Origin of the sequence: Aquimarina algiphila, from assembly GCF_947494415.1 — a bacterium.
In the GTDB taxonomy this organism is placed as follows: Bacteria; Bacteroidota; Bacteroidia; order Flavobacteriales; family Flavobacteriaceae; genus Aquimarina; species Aquimarina algiphila.
Window position 1 is genome coordinate 570,192 of record NZ_CANLVC010000007.1, and the last position, 19,063, is coordinate 589,254.

Genomic DNA, 19,063 nt, shown 5'->3' on the forward strand with positions numbered 1-19,063 from the left:
TATGAATTACCTTTGGTCAAAAAATATTGAAAAAAGCTTTCTTGCTAACGTTTATCTAGGAATTTTTAAATGGGATATGGTCAAAGCATTTCCAGAACAATCGGCATCAGAGAAAGAGATTGGTGACAAGTTTTGTGAAAGAATTGATCAAATTCTTAATGAAAATGTAAAAAAAGAAGATATTGAGGATACAGGTATGTTACCTGCTAGATATTTAAAATTAATAACTGAGGAAGGCTTTACTCGTCTTCAATTGCCTAAAGAATATGATGGGCACGAATTATCTCATTATAATACTTTTAGAATTTTGCAAACAGCTATTCGTAATTGTTTTCCTGCCGGATTTACTCTAGCCACACATAATGCATTTGGTGCGGGTTCTATTCTCAGCGCTTTACCCGAAGGATATCTTAAAGATTATATATCAGAAGAATTAAGAAATGGAGGTTTTTCTGGTTGGGCTGATACAGAACCAACAGGTGCTGCAAATCGATTAGTAAGTACTACGGCAACACTATGCGAAGATGGTGAACATTATATCATTAATGGTAGAAAGGTATATATAGCTAATGGATCGATTGCAGATATTCTTATCGTTTCTACAACGGTAACAAAAGAAGATGGTACTGATGAAGGTTGCTTGTTTATTGTAGATACTAAAAATCAGGGGTTCTCTGTGGATAAGGTTCATGATCTCATGGGACTAAGAGGGTTTCCTATAGCAGCGCTTAATTTTAATAATGTAAAAGTTCATAAAAATAAAATGGTGTCTATGAAAGAGGGGCATTGGAGAGATACATTTTTATTAGAGCCTATTAGTGCTTTGGGAAGAATGTTTTCTCTTACTTCTGCATCGTTAGCTGTTTCTAAAAAATGCCTGACATGGATGAAGGATTTCTGTAATAGGAAAAAAATTAATGGAATTTCTTTGGGTGAATATGAAGAAATACAAAGAAAAATATCTCAAACAGCAGCAGAAATATTTGCTATGGAATCTGTTATAAAATGGGGAATAATCAATATAGATTTTGAAAATCTGGCGGATAGATGGTGGGAACTGTTTTCTACAAAAAATATAACTACATTATTTGCAAATCATATCGCAGATAGGACGATAGCTGTTTTTGGAGCAGAAGGGTACGAAAAAGCACAAAGCAAAAAGGAAATAGGGTATTCTGCAATAGAGTTAGAACAAGTGTTTAGAGATATAAGAGGGTTAAGAATTTCGGGAGGGGTTGATTTTCAGATAGATAATCGTTCCACGCAACTTTGGTTAGAAGCATTTTATTATAATAGTGATTTTGATATCGATGTAGTTAAAAATAATTTTGGTGTAGCAGAAGAGATTGTTAAAGAAGCACAGAATTTATCATCACTAAATAAAGAGCATCTTATAAAAGTAAATGATGAAGTCGTTAAGTTAGGAAATCATATTAAATATCTGGTGAAGTCATTTGATAAAGAAGAACTATTTGCCAAGCAAAGAATCATGATTTTGACAAACAAAATTGTTAGAGAAATATATCTTATATCCTGCTGTTTGTCTAGAACTAACGCTGCAAATAAAGAATTAGCTAATGATTATAATATGCTGACAGAAACCTATTGTATAGATTCATTGCAGAAAATTCAATCATATTGGCATCAATTGGATTGTGAATTACAACAAGAAAATAAAAACCCTTTTAATATACTTGGGAATCGTATTTTGGATGGAGATTTGGATACCATAGTTTTGGAAAATATCTAGGGAGAAGTGATCAAAGTATTTAACACTTGAAGTAAGCCGAGTAAAATGAGTTTATGACTCTAAAACTCGGCTTCTTTTTAAGGTTCTCCTGTAGTATTGATCTTCCAAACTCTTCATATTGGATTCCAATTATATACTTTTAGAAAAGTTCTTTTTTGATTAAAATTTGTTTTATCAGGTAAGGTTATATACTTCTATATAATAAATCAAATTAATGGGGTAATAAAAACTTCAAATTATCAAGAACACATCTTCTGTTTATCTGCTATGAAATAGATTTAAAAGTAAAATTTCTTTTAATAAAGTATTCCAAAACATAGTAGCTGTCACACCTTCGATACATAGAAAAAGGAGTATTTAAGCCACATTTTCAGGTTCCACATTATAACTTGAAACGCCTTCGCTAAGATTTATCTATAGTTTTGATGATAATAAAAACAAGGATTATCAGACTTTACTTAAATATTGTTGACACTCATTTTGCGTACACAATAAATTCAGTCAGATGTGAACTGTTTTTAATTCAAAAGTAAAGAGAAAATTGACCTTTTAAATCGTACTTATGATAAAAAATATACACCTACGTACGCTATTATATTTTGTAATATGTTATCTGTTTATTTTACCCACTTGCTATAGTTTTTGTTTAAAATCAGATAACGAAGAATTGGAGTTCTCTAGTTTTATAGGTGAATTTACTTCGATATGGGATACAACGCAACCAGGTAGTTCTGCAAACAATGAAATTACAATACCTACTAACCCGGCTTTTACTTATAATTATACTGTTGATTGGGGTGATGGAAGTAGTAACACAGGGGTAACAGGTGATATAACGCATACGTACGCCACAGCAGGAAGTTATACCGTGAAAATAAGTGGTGCTTTTCCTGCTATTTATTTTAATGACACAGGGGATAAGGAGAAAATCATCGAGATTCTAGAATGGGGTATTATCGAGTGGCAGACTATGGAGAATGCTTTTTATGGATGTGAAAACTTAAACTTTGATGCTATAGATTCTCCAGACTTATCTCGAGTAACCAGTCTTAAAAATATGTTTCGAGATTGTGACGTATTCAATGGAATTGTGAATAATTGGGATATAAGTACAGTAACAGACATTTCTGGAATGTTTTCAAATACTCGTTTTAATAGACCTTTGGCTAATTGGAATACAAGTAGGGTAACAGATATGTCAGAAACGTTTCAAAGCTCCAATTTTAATGAACCTTTGGATAGTTGGAATACATCATCTGTAACGAATATGAGCAGGATGTTTAATTCAGCCACAAGTTTTAACCAAAATATTAATGCTTGGAATGTGAGTAATGTGACCAATATGTCGAGGATGTTCGAAGTCGCTTTGCGATACAATAACCCCATGGATAATTGGAATGTAGCGAACGTAACCACTATGTTTAGAATGTTTTATAGAGCACGTGAGTTTGATCAACCCCTCAATAGTTGGAATGTTGGCAAAGTGACGAATATGTCAGAGATGTTCGCTGGCTTTTTAGACATGATTTTTAATCAACCACTCAATAATTGGAATGTAGAAAATGTTGAAACTATGAGTGCGATGTTCTTTAGATGTGCATCATTTAATCAACCATTGGATAATTGGAATGTACAGAATGTTACAGATATGAGTAGAATGTTTGAGAGAGCCAGAGCTTTTGATCAATCGCTCAACGATTGGGATGTTAGTAATGTTACCAATATGAAAGGAATGTTTTCTGGCGATAACCGAATCATGATTTTTAATCAACCTCTAAGTAACTGGGTGGTAAGTAAAGTTACCGATATGAGCGAAATGTTTAAAAATTGTACAGCCTTTGATCAGCCGCTAACTACCTGGAATGTAAGCTCGGTTACCAATATGGAGCAAATGTTTTTTAATGCTTCTCAGTTTAATCAATCAATTAATAATTGGACTACAACTAGCTTGAACAATATTACATCTATGTTCTTTAGAGCAACTCTATTTAACCAACCATTAGACAATTGGGATGTAGACGATGTAACTGCTATGAACAACACATTTAACCAGGCTACAGCTTTTAATCAAAATTTAGCGTCTTGGAATGTAACCAGTGTAGAGGGTATGGCTAATATGTTGAATAATACAGGTATGACTCAAGAGAACTATGATAATACACTCATAGGTTGGGCTTCTCAAAATGTGATGAATGACGTGTCCTTGGGAGCTTTAAATTTAACCTATTGTAATGCATTAACTGCAAGACAAGAACTCATAGATGATCATAATTGGACTATTAGCGGCGATGCTGTTAATTGCTCTTTTGTATTATGTACTTCAATTATATCACCCGTAAATGGAGATACCAACGTACCTGCTAATTCTGATATTAGATGGAATCCGGCGCCTAATGCCACAGGATATTTTATAAGTATACGAAGAGAAAATGATGCAGGAGATATAATACAAGTAATTTATGATAATGAAGATGTTGGTAATGTAGTTGGAGTAGACTTTACCAATGAATTTTTTCCTGGGGACAATGTTTTTGTAACCGTTATACCTTATAACGATGAAGGGCCTGCTGTAGGATGTGAAGAAATACAATTTAAAACAGTAGAAAGTTGGGTAAATAGTCCGGATGCCTTTAAATTCACTGTAGATACCAGGAATTTAGATAGAAGTTCAAGTGCAGCAAACCAATTGATCATTGAAACCGTAAGAGGTTATGATTTCAATTTCTCTATTGATTGGGGAGATAATCAATATGATAATAATGTTACGAATGAAATTACACATACCTATTTAATCCCGGGGATTTATACCATTGCAATTATAGGGGATTATCCTGCGCATTCTTACGGGAGAACAGATAGAGATAATAAAAAACTAATCTCTGTAGATCAATGGGGGACACAACCCTGGCAAACTATGCAGCAAGCTTTTTGGTTTTGTGATAATATGGAATATAACGCAATCGATGTACCAGATTTATCCAATGTGATTAGCATGGCTCGCATGTTTAGAAGGAACAAATTATTTAATGGTAATATTAATAATTGGGATGTAAGTAACGTGACAAACATGGCAAATTTATTTTATCAGGCCGAAATATTTAATCAACCATTAGATAATTGGGATGTAAGTAATGTGACTACCATGACTAATATGTTTAACACCGCAAAAGCCTTTAACCAACCATTAAATACTTGGGATGTAGGAAATGTTACTAATATGAGTGATATGTTTAACGATAGTGAAGCCTTTGATCAGCCTTTAAATAGGTGGAATGTTGCTAAAGTGACTACTACAAAAAGAATGTTTGCCAATGCTAGAAGTTTTAATCAGTCACTTAATAATTGGGACGTAAGCAATGTTGAAGAGATGGAAGAAATGTTTAGTTCTGCAGAGGTTTTTAATGGAGAGCTAAATAGTTGGACTATGGGAAAAGTGACTACAATGAGAAGAATGTTTTACAATGCAAAACAGTTTAATCAGCCCTTAGACTTATGGGATGTGAGTACAGTAATTGATATGCAAAATATGTTCAACATTACGAGTTCATTTAACCAACCTTTAAATACTTGGGATGTGAGTAATGTAACCAATATGTCCAGTATGTTTAGAAGTGCAAACTCATTTAATCAACCTTTAGATCAATGGCAGGTAACTTCTGTGGTAAACATGTCTAGTATGTTTTCGTATGCTTCTAGTTTCAATCAAAATATTAATAATTGGGCGGTTACTAATGTTAGATTTATGGGAGGTATGTTTGAGTTTGCTATTGCTTATAATCAACCACTTTCTAACTGGGATGTAAACTCTGTAGTAACCATGAATAATATGTTTAGAGGGGCTACTGTTTTTAACCAACCCATTGGTAATTGGAATGTAAGTGCAGTAGCATCTATGAATTCTATGTTCGAAGATGCTATAGCTTTTAATCAACCATTAAATACCTGGGATGTAAGTTCTGTTACTCTAATGCAATACATGTTTAAAGGGACATCAATATTTGATAATCCAATAAGTAATTGGGAAGTAGCTTCTGTTACGAATATGGAAGGTATGTTTAAAGATGCAATTCTGTTTAATCAACCATTAGAAAATTGGAATACAGAAGAAGTACTAAATATGAAAGAAATGTTTAGTGGAGCAACTGTGTTTAATCAAAATCTAGATTCTTGGAACGTCTCATTTGTTACAACAATGGAAGAAATGTTTAGAAATGCTACTGCTTATAATCAAGCGATGGACTCTTGGAATGTCGCCTCGGTAACAACTATGAAAGGTATGTTTCAAGGTGCAACTACTTTTAATGAAGTTATTAATAATTGGAATGTAAGAGGTGTACTTACGATGTCTAGTATGTTTAATGGTGCGTCTGCTTTTAATCAGTCCCTTAATGGATGGAGAATAAATGGAGTTCAAAACATGGATTTTATGTTTGTTGGCGCTCTTGCTTATAATCAAGCGATGGACACTTGGAATATTGGTAATGTTAGTATGAGATCAATGTTCCAGGGAGCATCCACTTTTAATCAATCTTTGGATAGCTGGAATGTGAGTAACGTTAGTAATATGCGTGATATGCTGGATAACACAGCACTTACTCGAGAAAACTATGATAATACACTCATTGCCTGGTCTACACAAGCTTTAACTTCAGGGATTAATTTTGGTGCAGAAACCTTGCCTTATTGTGATAGTATAGAAGAAAGACAATCTATGATTGATACCTATGGATGGGTTTTTACAGGAGATATTCGGGATTGTCCTATTCCAGAATGTACACAGTTGATCTCACCAGAAAATGGAGCTGTTGATATTCCTGTAAATACTAACCTTGTTTGGAGTCCAGCACTATACGCAACAGAATATGACTTAACAATCACTTTATTACCAAGTAATGTAGTAATTAACCAAACTGTAAGCACTGAGTTTTATGAATTTGCAGTCAATACGCTTGTGGGTTCTACAGGTGTACGGGTTCTTATTGAACCTAAAAATGATGAAGGTATTGCTACAGGATGTGTTGCAGAAACTTTTAGTTTGTCGATGAATTCTGCTTCAGTTCCTGGTTGTACAATGCTTACCAGACCTTCTGCAAATAGTACAGATGTTGAAGTAGATGTTGATCTTTTTTGGGGAGCAATTGCAAATGCAGATGGATACTTTTTAACGATAGGGACTTCTGCTGGTAGTAGCGATATTCTAAATAATGAAGATGTCGGTAATGTAACGACTTTTGATTTGTCTAATGATTTACCAGAAGATACTGAAATATTTGTAACCCTAACTTCCTATAACGAACAGGGTAATGCTACAGGGTGTACAGAAGAAAGTTTTACAACAGAACTGATTCCTGTTGCACCTCTGTGTACCACTATTTCTAATCCGCTAAATGATGCCATTAATGTACCTGTAAATACCAATTTAAGTTGGAATAGTTCTGATGGAGCTACTGGATACTTGGTTAGAGTAGGAACTACACCTGGAGGTATTGAAATTGCAAATAATATTGATGTTAAAAATGTAACTACCTATGATTTCCCAAGTGATCTTAGTGAAAATAGAACTTTTTATGTGACAATTACACCATATAATGGCGTTGGAGATGCAATCGGATGTTTAGAAGAAAACTTTAGAACAGGTGGATCAACATTAAATACTCCGCCAATTTGCACAACACTTATTACTCCTTTAAATGGAGCGGTAGATATAGGAATAGATACTAATTTAACCTGGAATGGAAGTGCTAATGCAGATGGGTATAAAGTAACGGTTGGAACGACTGCTGGAGGAACTGATATCTTAAATAATTTTGATGTAAATAATGTTACTACATACGACTTAATGAATGATTTACCAGAAGGGGAAGAAATCTTTGTAACCATAACCCCATATAATAGTTTTGGAGATGCCACAAGATGTAATGAAGAAAGTTTTACAACAGAAACTACAGCTATACTTCCAGATTGTACTACCTTGACTACGCCAACTAATGGAGCTAGAAATATAGCATTAGATACTAATCTAGCTTGGAATACGATAACTGATGCTTTAGGATATCGAATTTCTGCAGGGACTACTTCGGGAGGTGTTGATATTGTAGACAATCAGGATGTAAGCAATATGACTACTTTTGATTTCCCAAATGATCTACCCGAAAATACAGAGATATTCGTAACAATTACACCTTATAATGCTGTGGGTAATGCTACAGGGTGTATAGAAGAAAGTTTTAGTACAGAAACCTTATCTACTGGTCTTGGTTGTACTACTTTGACTTCACCAACTAATGGAGCTAGAAATGTATCGACAGATACTAATCTAGGTTGGGATGAGGTTGTCGATGCTACGGGATATCGAATTTCTGCAGGGACTACTTCAGGAGGTAATGATATTGTAAACAATCAGAATGTGAGCGGTATGACTATTTTTGATTTCCCAAATGATCTACCCGAAAATACAGAGATATTCGTAACAATTACACCTTATAATGCTGTGGGTAACGCTTCAGGGTGTATAGAAGAAAGTTTTACTACAGAAAATATGACTATAATTCTTGGTTGTACTACTTTGAATACACCAACTAATGGAGCTAGAAATGTATCGATAGATACTAATCTAGCTTGGGATGAGGTAGCCGATGCTACGGGATATCGAATTACTGTAGGGACTTCTTCAGGAGGTAATGATGTTGTAGACAATCAGGATGTAAGCAATATGACGACTTTTGATTTACGAAATGATTTACCAGAAAACACAGAAATATTTGTAGCGATTACACCCTATAATGCTGCAAGTGATGCTACTGGGTGTATTGAAGAAAGTTTTACTACAGAAAATCCAATAATAGTTGTAGAAGATAATACCAAATACGGATTTTCACCAGATGGCGATGGAATTAATGAATTCTGGGAAATTGACGGAATAGAGAATTACCCGGATAATACTGTTTCTATTTACAATCGTTGGGGTGATATGGTATTTAAAATTTCAGGTTACAATAATACTTCAAGAGTCTTTAGAGGAGATGCCAATCGTCTAACTAATCTGGGGGGAGGTCAATTACCAGAAGGTACTTATTTCTTTAATATTAATATTCCTCAAAGTAATACTCTAAAAAAACTAAAAGGTTTTTTAGTTTTAAAACGATAACCTTATGACAAAATTTAGATATCGTATACTGGCAATACTTCTTTTGTCTTTATATAATAATACTATAGAGGCTCAGCAAACACCTGTGTTTTCTGATTATTATTACAATCAAGTATTAATTAATCCTGCTCACTCTGGTTATCATCAAAACACTGAGGTGAGTATAAGTAACTTCGGATATTTAAGTGAATTTGAAGGAAACCCAAGAACATTTTCGGGTATTTTTAGTACAAATGTTTTTAAAGAAAATGTTGGAATTAGCGGAGGTTTTATAAGTGATCAAATCGGTGTAACTTCTGTAAGAACAGTCTTCGCTTCGTATGCGTATAAAATATCTTTTGATCATAATTATGATCGAGCTCGTTGGTGGAACTATAACCCTAATGTTTTATCTTTTGGACTTACTACGGGGATGCTTTTTTTAAATGAAGATTTATCACACTTAAATATACAGGGGGATCCAAATTTTGAAAACGATGTAAATGTAACGGTTCCAACTTTTGGTTTGGGAGTACTCTATAATCATGATAAACTTTATATTGGTTTTTCAGCACAAAATATAGGGGCTAATAGTATAAATTCTGATCAAAATGTAAATATCCAAACACCTTATTATTTGTATGGAGGATATAGGTTATATTTTAGTAGGTTTGAAGAAATACGTGTCCAACCAAGTGTATTGGCCAAGTTTGAACCAGATGCTCCCGCTCAGTTTGATTTTAATGTATCTGTTAATTATAAAAACAAAATAGAAATAGGAGCAGGTTATCGAAGTAGTTCTTCATTGAATGCTCTTATCGGACTTTATTTGTTTAAAAATTGGCGCTTTGCTTACACCTATACTGCTTTTGACAGAAATACTCCTTTTAACGACACCAATGGTTTTATACTAACCTATAAATCTGGCAAAGGATTTTAGTTTTGTTAATCTCATTCATTTGATAAACAATTACCAAAGTCAGACCATTTTTCAAGTTTTAAGTGATTTATTTTTTATAGCTATAGTGATACATGATACCATTGTTGAATCTATTTTTACCATAGGATATAATATAAAACCAATTTATTTAAGGATTTTACTTTCATTTTCTAATAATCTTACTTGGAGATGAAATAAGGATACAGTATAAAATGAAAGATACAAGTTTTTTTAATTATTTAGGCTTACAGCTTAAGAACCATAGCTTTTATGTTATGCCTTTTTGATGTCTTCTATTTGTTCAAGAATGGCTTGAGCTTCTGCGTATTTCTTATCACTTTCAGTTCTGTTAATACTTGATAATTCATGCCATTGACTCATCAGTTTTTTATATTTCTTCTGCAAAACTTCGGTTTCACTTTTTTTCTTAAATAATCCAAACATAGTTAGTTTTTAAATATTATTGTAGTACACATTTGATGCCTCATGATTTTTACATTAAGAAATTCATAATTTTCTATTATTAGTTTCTCTTTCTTATCAATTTTTAAGTATTGAGATAGTTCTGTAATTCTGCTATCTTGTTAGGTGTGTTAAATACTCCTCCATAATAACAGGTTACTGTTGCAGATGTATCATCTTTAATTCCTCGCGAGGATACGCACAAATGTTTAGCATCAATAATAACCGCAACATCTTCTGTGTTTAATACTTGTTTTAGTTCTATTGCGATTTGATTTGTTAATCGTTCTTGTACTTGAGGCCGCTTTGCAAAATATTGTACAACTCTATTCAATTTTGATAACCCAATCACTTTACCTGATGAAATGTATGCAATATGTGCTTTACCAATGATAGGCACAAAATGATGTTCGCAGTTAGAATAAAATGTGATATTTTTTTCAACTAACATTTGCTGATACTTATATTTATTATCAAACAATGCAATCTTCGGTTTATTCTGTGGATCCAATCCCGAAAAGATTTCATCAATATACATTTTTGCAACTCTTTTTGGAGTTCCTTTAAGAGAGTCATCTGATAAATCTAACCCCATAACGTCCATAATTTCTGCAAACAAATGAGTGATACGTTCTTTTTTTTCATTATTTGATAACTCAAAAGCATTTTCTTTCATCGGGGTTTCTATTCCGGTACTGATATGATCATCTCCTATTTCATCTATAGAAAAACCATTTAAATTGTAACCATTAGGCTTTAATAAAGTTTCGGTTTTTAGTTTCATTTATGTTTTTTTAGAACTGTAATTGATAAAAATTAACTGTCATCATTAAATACAGAAAGATTGTAAAAAAAGATTTCTCTGTTTTGAAAATTTATTGATGCATTACGTATTCAAATTTACAATATTGTTTAATATTTCTTTGTATTTGTTAAACAAAAATTAACATAGTGCTATAAGTTTTATTGATTGAAGCATCGTAAATTTGTTGACATTCAGTTTTTTGGAAAACTTTTTTATACACTTGATTTATGAATTCTTTGTTCCTGTTCTGTTGTTTTTTAATGCTTATGAATAACCCATTACTCATTTTTGATTTTAATAAAGATACCGATAGTACTAGTTGGAAAATAGTTGATGATAAAGTTATGGGAGGTCGTTCTGGGGGTAACTTCTATATTAATAATGAAGGTTCTGGAGTTTTTGAAGGATATGTATCCTTAGAAAATAATGGTGGCTTTTCTTCGGTGAGATATAATTTTGAGTCCAGAAATGTTGATAATTATAGCAAAATTGTTGTTCGTTTGCGAGGAGACGGAAAACGTTACCAGTTAAGAGTTAAGTCAAATAAAAGTGATTCACATGCTTATATCAATTATATCTTGACAACAAAAAATTGGCAAGTGATCGAGATACCTTTATCTGAAATGTATCCTACTTTTAGGGGGAGGAAGTTGGATATTCCTAATTATCCAGGTACAACTCTTGAAGAAATAGCTTTTCTTATTGGAAATAAAACAGCTGAGCAATTTAAATTGGAGATCGATAGCATATCATTGCATTAATCCTGTCTATTTATGATAAAATAATTTTGAGATTAGTATAATCTACTAAAGGGCAATACATAAAGAGGAAAAATATAATATAGATATTAATTTCTTTTTTAACCCATTGATCAAAAATTTTACTCTAAAGAATTAAATTGAATCTACGTGAGGAAATCTTAGATCATAATCTGCTTTTAAGTGTATTAATTTTTCAAAAAAAGAAGCATTTTCTTTATGGGTTCTATTGTTTTTGAAATGAATAAACCTACCCTGAGCATGAATACTAATTCCATTAGTTTTATATAAATAAAATTGGTAATAAGGTATAACCCAAGTGTAATTTTTTAGCCCTTTATTTATCCCTATTAAAATTCCATTAGGTCTTAATTCAATATTGCCATAATTGAGGTCAGAAACAGTGTTTAAGTAAGATTTCAAATTAGGACTCACTTCTTGTATTATCATACGTTTTGAACCTATACCATTTAATTTTAAACGTTGTAAAAAGGAAAATGGTTTTCCAATCAAATTGTTGATTGTTTTTCTGGTATCTTTATTCGTATAAGTAGTTTCTAAAACCATTTTTTTCAAAATGTTATTTATAAGTAAGTTTTTGTGGTTAAATAACCAATTTAAACAACAGGTGTCCCTTTAAGTCGTTTTTCTATTTTCTTCTTCTTAGCAGTTACGCGTTTCATAATATCCATAAGTTTGGTATCCTTGGTTTTTTTATAAATTTCATTTATTGCCAAAATAATTGATTTGGCTTCTCTTGAAGCTACGACCCGATCACTTGTACTCATGTTACTCATTTTCATCCCTTCAAATTCTAAGGCTCTTTTTATTAGTTCCATAATTAAATTTTTATTTAAAGATACAAATTGTTTAATAATAGATCGAAAACTTTAAACAAAATTAACATTACATAGAATTTGAGTTAAAAATTTGATTTCATTAAAGATGTTTTTAGTTAGATAATAGATTAGATTTTTTAAAAAGTTATAATCTAAGATAAGTGGTTCATAATGTATACTAGCATCTTTTTCGAATTTATGCTAAGAAGACAGTGTTTTTCTGGTGAGTAAATGCTTGGATGAATGACTTAAAAATATTAATTAAATATAATAGTAATACATTCCATTTGTATGAGCATTCCTTATTTAAGATAGAAATTAAAAGCAAATATTTGGAGAATCAAATTGGATGAAAATAAAAAAGTGACACTGCAAATAGATATATTCCCCCAAAATACCCGATTTTTTTTGTGTCACTTTTTTGATACGCCCAACTTACATTAAGTTTTCCAAAAAAAATATTTCATCTTATTTCATCAAAGTAATAAAGCTGAGTTTTTTTGGCTTTTTTAAGTGTAACAAATTCATTGTAAATGTTTTAATAAAAGATTAAAAACAATGTTTAAATTTTGTGCAAAATCCAATATACTTTATTGACTTATTAAAAGTACGGTAAAACCATAAACAATTGTATATCAGACATTTAATTTTGTTTTTTTTCTTAAAAAAATGATAATCTTTTTTATATTTGATAAGTACTAAATAACCTTTAAAATGTGAAGCTATTGGGATGAAATATTCTTTTTTATACCCCAAAAAAGAGTGTATTGAGCTTGTGATTATAAATGTTATGGATGATTAGGTATTCATGATTTTTTTAAACTGAAATTTAAAATTATATAAATTTATTATAACACATAAAATCTAAATACTTAGTAAACATATCAATTAGTCATAATTAACTCCAATCGTACTCCTTTTTCGTTGCTAAAGTATTTATAATAGGTGCTCTGATATAGATATAAATTGTTTTTATATTAATAGTAGGTAGTAATGGATTTATGTGTTTTCAAGTATTATTTAGTTAGACAATTATGACAATACCATAGGTTTTGATTGTTATAAAAGTTTATAAACAGGGGTTTTAGAGATCTGTTTTGTTAATTATAATGTCTTGATATATTAATGCTTCTTAGGTGTTATAGGGAGATTTATGGTAAAGATATTTTGATCATATGATGTATTCAGCATTTATTTTATGCTGTAAAATCAGAAAATAACAGAACCGAATTTAAATAGTGTAAGAATTTTATAACAGAAAAAGGTTCGCTCGCAATGGGAATTATAAAAAATAACCGTACACAAGAAATTATATACCTTAATACTCAACATACGTTTGGGAGAAATCGACATACTTCCAATACTTATCTTTCTGAACAAGATATATCACAGTCTCATGCATTAATATCTTGGAAAGGTAGTCATTGGTATATCCAAGATCATAGCAGAAATGGTACTCTGGTGAATGGAGAATATATTAATCATGCGACCGTGAAACTTTCTAAAGGATCCAAAATCCAGTTTGGAGAGCAGGAAACTACACAGTGGGAAATGATAAATTTAGATTCTCCTTCAAGTTATCTGAAGTCATTAGAGAATCCAAGTAAAATAATTGAGTTAACCTCTTGTCATGCCTTTCCAGATGATGAAAAACCAGAAGTTCTTATTTATCCTGGAGATACAACCTGGAAATTAGAAAAAAATGGAGAAGCTCTTGATTTAATTCAGGATGAGGTGTATGGTATTGATAATGAGAAATATGTGTTTGTAGAGAATAACATATTAGAAGATACTATGGATAATGGGCATGTCGTAAATAATGCCTATTTCCAATTTATATTGAGTTCTGATGAAGAACATATTCGAATTAAAATTATTACTCAAAGTCAAGAATTAGATTTAGGAGAACGAGTACATAATTATATTTTATTGGCCTTGGCAAGAAAAAGATTAACAGATGTTAATAGAGGTCATGTTTTGGGGGATCAAGGTTGGATTACCATTGATGATTTACTAAAAGATATGAGTAGAGAATTCGGTAAAGAATTAGATGTATATTACTTAAATCTTAAGATTTATCGCCTTAGAAAATTATTGCTAGAAACAAAACCATACGGATATCTTTTTTCTAATATAATAGAAAGAAGGTACGGAGAAATACGGCTTGCACATCGTTACTTTCAAATACTTAAGGAAGAAGAATGTATTGGAGAAGTATTGGCTGTCGAAAGTTGAAACACGTTTCAAAACAATAAAGAAGTTTATGCAAATCACTAATACTACTTGACCATGAAAAATGTTTCGACAACCCACAAATCAGATGTCGATATTGACCTTAAAAACTATAGAATACAAGAAAAAATAGGAGAAGGAGGGTATGGTAAAGTTTTTAAGGCAGAGCAAATAAGCACAGGTCAGACGGTGGCTATCAAAATGCTTAAATTTAAAGATACGCTCAGCGAACAATCAAAAAAGCAACATATTGCTCGTTTTGAAAGAGAAACACAATTGTGTGTGCAAATTAACCACCCTAATATCGTTACACTTTTAGATAAGGGGTATACTATTGATGAAGAACCTTATGCTGTTTTCGAATATATTTCAGGAGAAACATTAAAAGACCTTATCAATCGTACTAATGGTTTGTCTGCAGAAGAAACCGGAGTGTTGATGGAACAGGTTTTAGATGCTCTTGAATGTGCTCATGCCAAAGGAATTATTCACCGTGACCTAAAACCACATAATATCATGGTCACCAAAAGAAAAACCAAATCCTATGTAAAAATATTGGATTTTGGGATGGGAACGTTTTCTTACGATTTTAAATCTGATGATTATAAAGATTTAACATTAACTCAAGAAGTTATAGGTACACCTGCCTACAGTGCACCAGAACAATTAAGAGGAGAACCTCCTACTGTAAAATCAGATTTATATGCCTGGGGATTAATATTCTTAGAATGTCTTACGGGCCAGCCGGTAATGAAGGGTACAAGTGTTGCCGAAATATTTCAACAGCAATTAAATGCTGTTAATGTTCCTTTACCACCATCGATTATGGATCATCCTATTGCCAAAATACTAAAAGATGTATTGCATAAGGATCCTCGTCAACGTATTCATAATGCAGAGATGATTTCTGAAGCATTTGCAGAAATAAATTTGAGCACAATTGTAGGGCAAATACAACCGCAAAATACAATTGTACAACCTGCTGAAGATGCCACTCAAATTAATCAATTTGCCTGGCTTAGTAATCATAGTGAGAAACGACAACTTACTGTACTTTGTGCAAAACTTAACTTATCGATATCAGGTAAATCTGCCTTGGATATAGAAACCCTTGAAGCTATTCAAAAAGATCAACTACACCTTTGTAAGGATATGGGAGTACGTTTTGGAGCTCATATTTCTGGTACCATGGCTGATACCATTATTATGTATTTTGGATATCCACAGGTAAGTGACAATGATGCCAGACGAGCTGGTAGAACAGCATTAGAATTGATAAGTCAATTACAAAAAAGAAGTGCATTACTCTATGCTCAGCACAGAATAAAAATTGATATACGAGTTGCGATCAATTCTGGTACAGTACTTATCAAACATAAAAGTGCCCCAGAAGGATTGGTAACCAATACAGCATTTAATCTTTTATACGAAACCCAACCAGGGCATATTCTGGTAGGAGAGACTACCAAAAAATTATTGGATCCTTATTTAGAGTTCGAACCTCATAGTAGTCAGGGGTTTTCTGGAAGTGGTCATGCAACATCTACATTCTTACTTACTGGCGAGCGTCCTGCAGAAGCACTGTCAAATCTTAGTTTACGTAGTGCCGAACAAAAAATGATCGGTCGGGAAACAGAACAACAACAGGTTCTAGAGGCGTGGGAGTCGATTGTATCTGCAAACGGAAAAACTGTATTGATTAAAGGTCAAGCCGGAATAGGAAAGTCTAAACTTATTTATGAAACTAAAAAACAAATCATTAATGAAGAGTTTTTAGTTAGAGAATGTCGTTGTCTTCCCGAATACCAGAATAATGCATTGTATCCTATTTTTGAGATGCTTAAAAAAGATGCAGAAATACATGAAGATATTACCGATAGCATCCCGCAACTTCAAAAAGTATTACAAAAAGCGGGTTGTGATCCTGCTGTTGCTATCCCTGTACTATGTTCCTGGTTTTCTATTCCTTTGGGAGATTCATATCCAACCTCAGATGCTTCTCCTTTAGAACAAAAAGAAATATTATTTGACACGTTAGAAAAATGGATTTTGAGTATTGATACTCAACAAAAATTCATGTTGATTGTAGAAGATTTACATTGGATAGATCCAACAAGTCTTGAGTTTCTAAATATATTGGTCACAAAAAATTCTGCGCAAAACTATTTTTTACTGCTTACTGCTCGGCCAGAGTTCACTACCGATTGGACAGAGGAACAGGTAACTACTATAGTCTTAGATATACTTAACAAGACCTATACAGAATCATTGATCAAAGATCTTATTCATCAAAAACCTATTGAAACCAAAGCGCTAGGTTATATTGTAGAACGATCTGATGGAATTCCTTTATTTATTGAAGATCTAACCGGTATGTTGCTTGAACAAGATTACTTGGTTTTAGATAACGGAACCTACCAACTGGCAGAAAAATTTGATACGTCCTCAGTACCAGTAACTTTAAAAGGTTTACTCAATACAAGATTAGGACGTACCGGTTTTGCAAAAGAAACGGCACAATTGGCAGCAGCTATTGGTCGTGAGTTCACCTATGATCTCTTGGTAAAAGCATCCATGCATGATGAAGCTATGGTACAAGGTAATCTTAATGTACTACAGGAAGCTAATCTTATCTATCGTCAACGTCGAGTACATAATGAGATTTATATTTTTCGTCATGCATTAATTCGAGATGCGGCATATGAGAGTATGGTGTCTCAGTTAAAAAAAGAGGTACATAGCAGAATTGCAGAGGCTATAGAAAATAATTTTAAAGAAATTATTAAGGAAAATCCATTTGAATTGGCTAGGCATCAGGCTGAAGCTGGGCAATATGAAAAAGCTTCGCAATTGGGATTAGAAGCCGTCAGAAAAGATATTAAAAACTCAGCTAATGAAGAAGCGTTGAGTTTACATCTTGTAATAAAAGAATGGATAGATCGCATTGAGGATGAAAGCCAAAAGATAGAAACAGAATTAGTGTTAAATGATTTAATTCTGCCTGCTCAAATGGCAATTAGCGGGTATGGTGGTAGAGAAGTAATTGAAATAAATAAAAGAAACGAGTTATTGATTAGTAAAGCTCAAGCTGATAATAATATTATTTCAAATAAAATAATAAATGAAATAGCTCATAAAATTGAATGGGGTTTGTTTTTGAATTATCATTTTCATTCAAAACGAAAAGATGCTGCAAAAGTAGCTGATAGTATTTTGTATAAACTTAAAAAGTATCCCAATAGGGAAATTGAATTAGGTGTTTTACCGCTCATTTCTCAAGCTCTTCATGCGGATGGTAAAACTAAAGAGGCTATAAAATTGTGTGAAAGAGTTATTGGACAGTATAACCCAGAAACTGACATATCCATTGGAATCACTTATAATCTAGAGCCTTACAGTTCTGCATATTTCCTAATGTCTAGTATGATACTAATTCAAGGAGATCCAAAAAAAGCATTAGAATACTTATTGAAGGCAATAGAGTGGTCAGAAAAAATTAACCATCAGGTCTCTATTACTTTATCTTATCTTTATTATGCGCTTTATGCTTATTTTTTAGATGATAAAAAAATGATTATTGGAATCATTGAAGAACATGATTCAAAGTATCAGAATAAATCAGATGAAAACTGGGTGACTACACATTTAAAAATGATAGGAGAATGGGGGTATGGAAATATTGAGTACCCTGAAAAATATGTAAATGATATACTTGACTCTAAACAACATTATGCATTATCATGGTATGAACCATCATTAGCAGAAACATATTTAGAAAAAAACCTTGTTAATGAGGCAATTAATTTATTAGAGAATTCATTAGCTCGCAGTTTAAAAGAGGAGGAATATTGGACTCTACCTCTAGTAAGGCGAGTGCTAGCAAAATCTTACTATGCCAAATACAAATGTCTAAACAAAAAGATTGAATTTCAATTGATAACAGCAATAAAAGAAGCACAAGGTCATGGTGCGGAATGGTTAGAGTTATCAGTTTTGGTATATTATCTTGAATTAGTAAGTAAAGAAAGAGAATTACCCTCCAAAGATTTGTTAAACCTAAAAAATATAATTATAAGAAATACAACGATACAAGATACTAAACTCTTTAAAAGGGCTGAAAAGCTAATTAATAATAATCATTTTTAAAACCA

At 32.2% G+C, this 19,063-nt stretch carries 10 protein-coding genes; 6 read left to right on the top strand and 4 right to left on the bottom strand.

Going from position 1 to position 19,063, the window contains the following annotated elements:
- Position 1 precedes the first annotated feature (1 nt).
- The 3 genes from PQF96_RS17150 to PQF96_RS17160 all read left to right on the top strand — a co-directional run bounded on the left by PQF96_RS17150 (position 2) and on the right by PQF96_RS17160 (position 9,816).
- Entirely contained in the window at positions 2-1,750 is a 1,749-nt protein-coding gene (locus PQF96_RS17150; RefSeq protein ID WP_271767579.1) for an acyl-CoA dehydrogenase family protein, read from the top strand.
- Between the two features lie 562 nt (positions 1,751-2,312).
- On the top strand, positions 2,313-8,897 hold the full coding sequence (locus PQF96_RS17155; RefSeq protein WP_271767580.1) for a BspA family leucine-rich repeat surface protein: 6,585 nt from the start codon (positions 2,313-2,315) through the stop codon (positions 8,895-8,897).
- A gap of 4 nt (positions 8,898-8,901) precedes the next feature.
- On the top strand, positions 8,902-9,816 hold the full coding sequence (locus PQF96_RS17160) for a PorP/SprF family type IX secretion system membrane protein (protein ID WP_271767581.1): 915 nt from the start codon (positions 8,902-8,904) through the stop codon (positions 9,814-9,816).
- Positions 9,817-10,089: 273 nt separating this feature from the next.
- On the opposite strand, the gene PQF96_RS17165 is transcribed toward PQF96_RS17160, so the two are convergent.
- Together PQF96_RS17165 and folE are read right to left on the bottom strand one after the other, a co-directional pair.
- Positions 10,090-10,260, bottom strand: coding sequence for a Lacal_2735 family protein (locus PQF96_RS17165; RefSeq protein WP_109438762.1), 171 nt, complete (start codon positions 10,258-10,260; stop codon positions 10,090-10,092).
- A gap of 103 nt (positions 10,261-10,363) precedes the next feature.
- The gene (gene folE / locus PQF96_RS17170; RefSeq protein ID WP_271767582.1) at positions 10,364-11,062 is read right to left on the bottom strand and encodes a GTP cyclohydrolase I FolE; all 699 of its coding nucleotides are present in this window, start codon (positions 11,060-11,062) and stop codon (positions 10,364-10,366) included.
- A 287-nt stretch (positions 11,063-11,349) separates the two neighbouring features.
- On the opposite strand from folE, the gene PQF96_RS17175 reads away from it, so the two are divergent.
- Positions 11,350-11,844, top strand: coding sequence for a CIA30 family protein (locus PQF96_RS17175; RefSeq protein WP_200825174.1), 495 nt, complete (start codon positions 11,350-11,352; stop codon positions 11,842-11,844).
- A gap of 132 nt (positions 11,845-11,976) precedes the next feature.
- Here PQF96_RS17175 and PQF96_RS17180 read toward each other — a convergent pair whose 3' ends face one another.
- Both PQF96_RS17180 and PQF96_RS17185 read right to left on the bottom strand, forming a co-directional pair.
- Positions 11,977-12,408, bottom strand: coding sequence for a hypothetical protein (locus PQF96_RS17180; RefSeq protein ID WP_109438759.1), 432 nt, complete (start codon positions 12,406-12,408; stop codon positions 11,977-11,979).
- A gap of 50 nt (positions 12,409-12,458) precedes the next feature.
- The gene (locus PQF96_RS17185) at positions 12,459-12,680 is read right to left on the bottom strand and encodes a hypothetical protein (protein WP_109438758.1); all 222 of its coding nucleotides are present in this window, start codon (positions 12,678-12,680) and stop codon (positions 12,459-12,461) included.
- A gap of 1,275 nt (positions 12,681-13,955) precedes the next feature.
- Here PQF96_RS17185 and PQF96_RS17190 point away from each other — a divergent pair.
- Positions 13,956-14,915, top strand: a complete 960-nt coding sequence (locus PQF96_RS17190; RefSeq protein ID WP_143918422.1) for an FHA domain-containing protein — start codon at positions 13,956-13,958, stop codon at positions 14,913-14,915.
- Between the two features lie 54 nt (positions 14,916-14,969).
- Positions 14,970-19,058 carry a TOMM system kinase/cyclase fusion protein gene (locus PQF96_RS17195; protein WP_271767583.1) on the top strand — a complete coding sequence of 1,363 codons (4,089 nt, stop codon included), beginning with the start codon at positions 14,970-14,972 and terminating at the stop codon, positions 19,056-19,058.
- Positions 19,059-19,063: the final 5 nt, after the last annotated feature.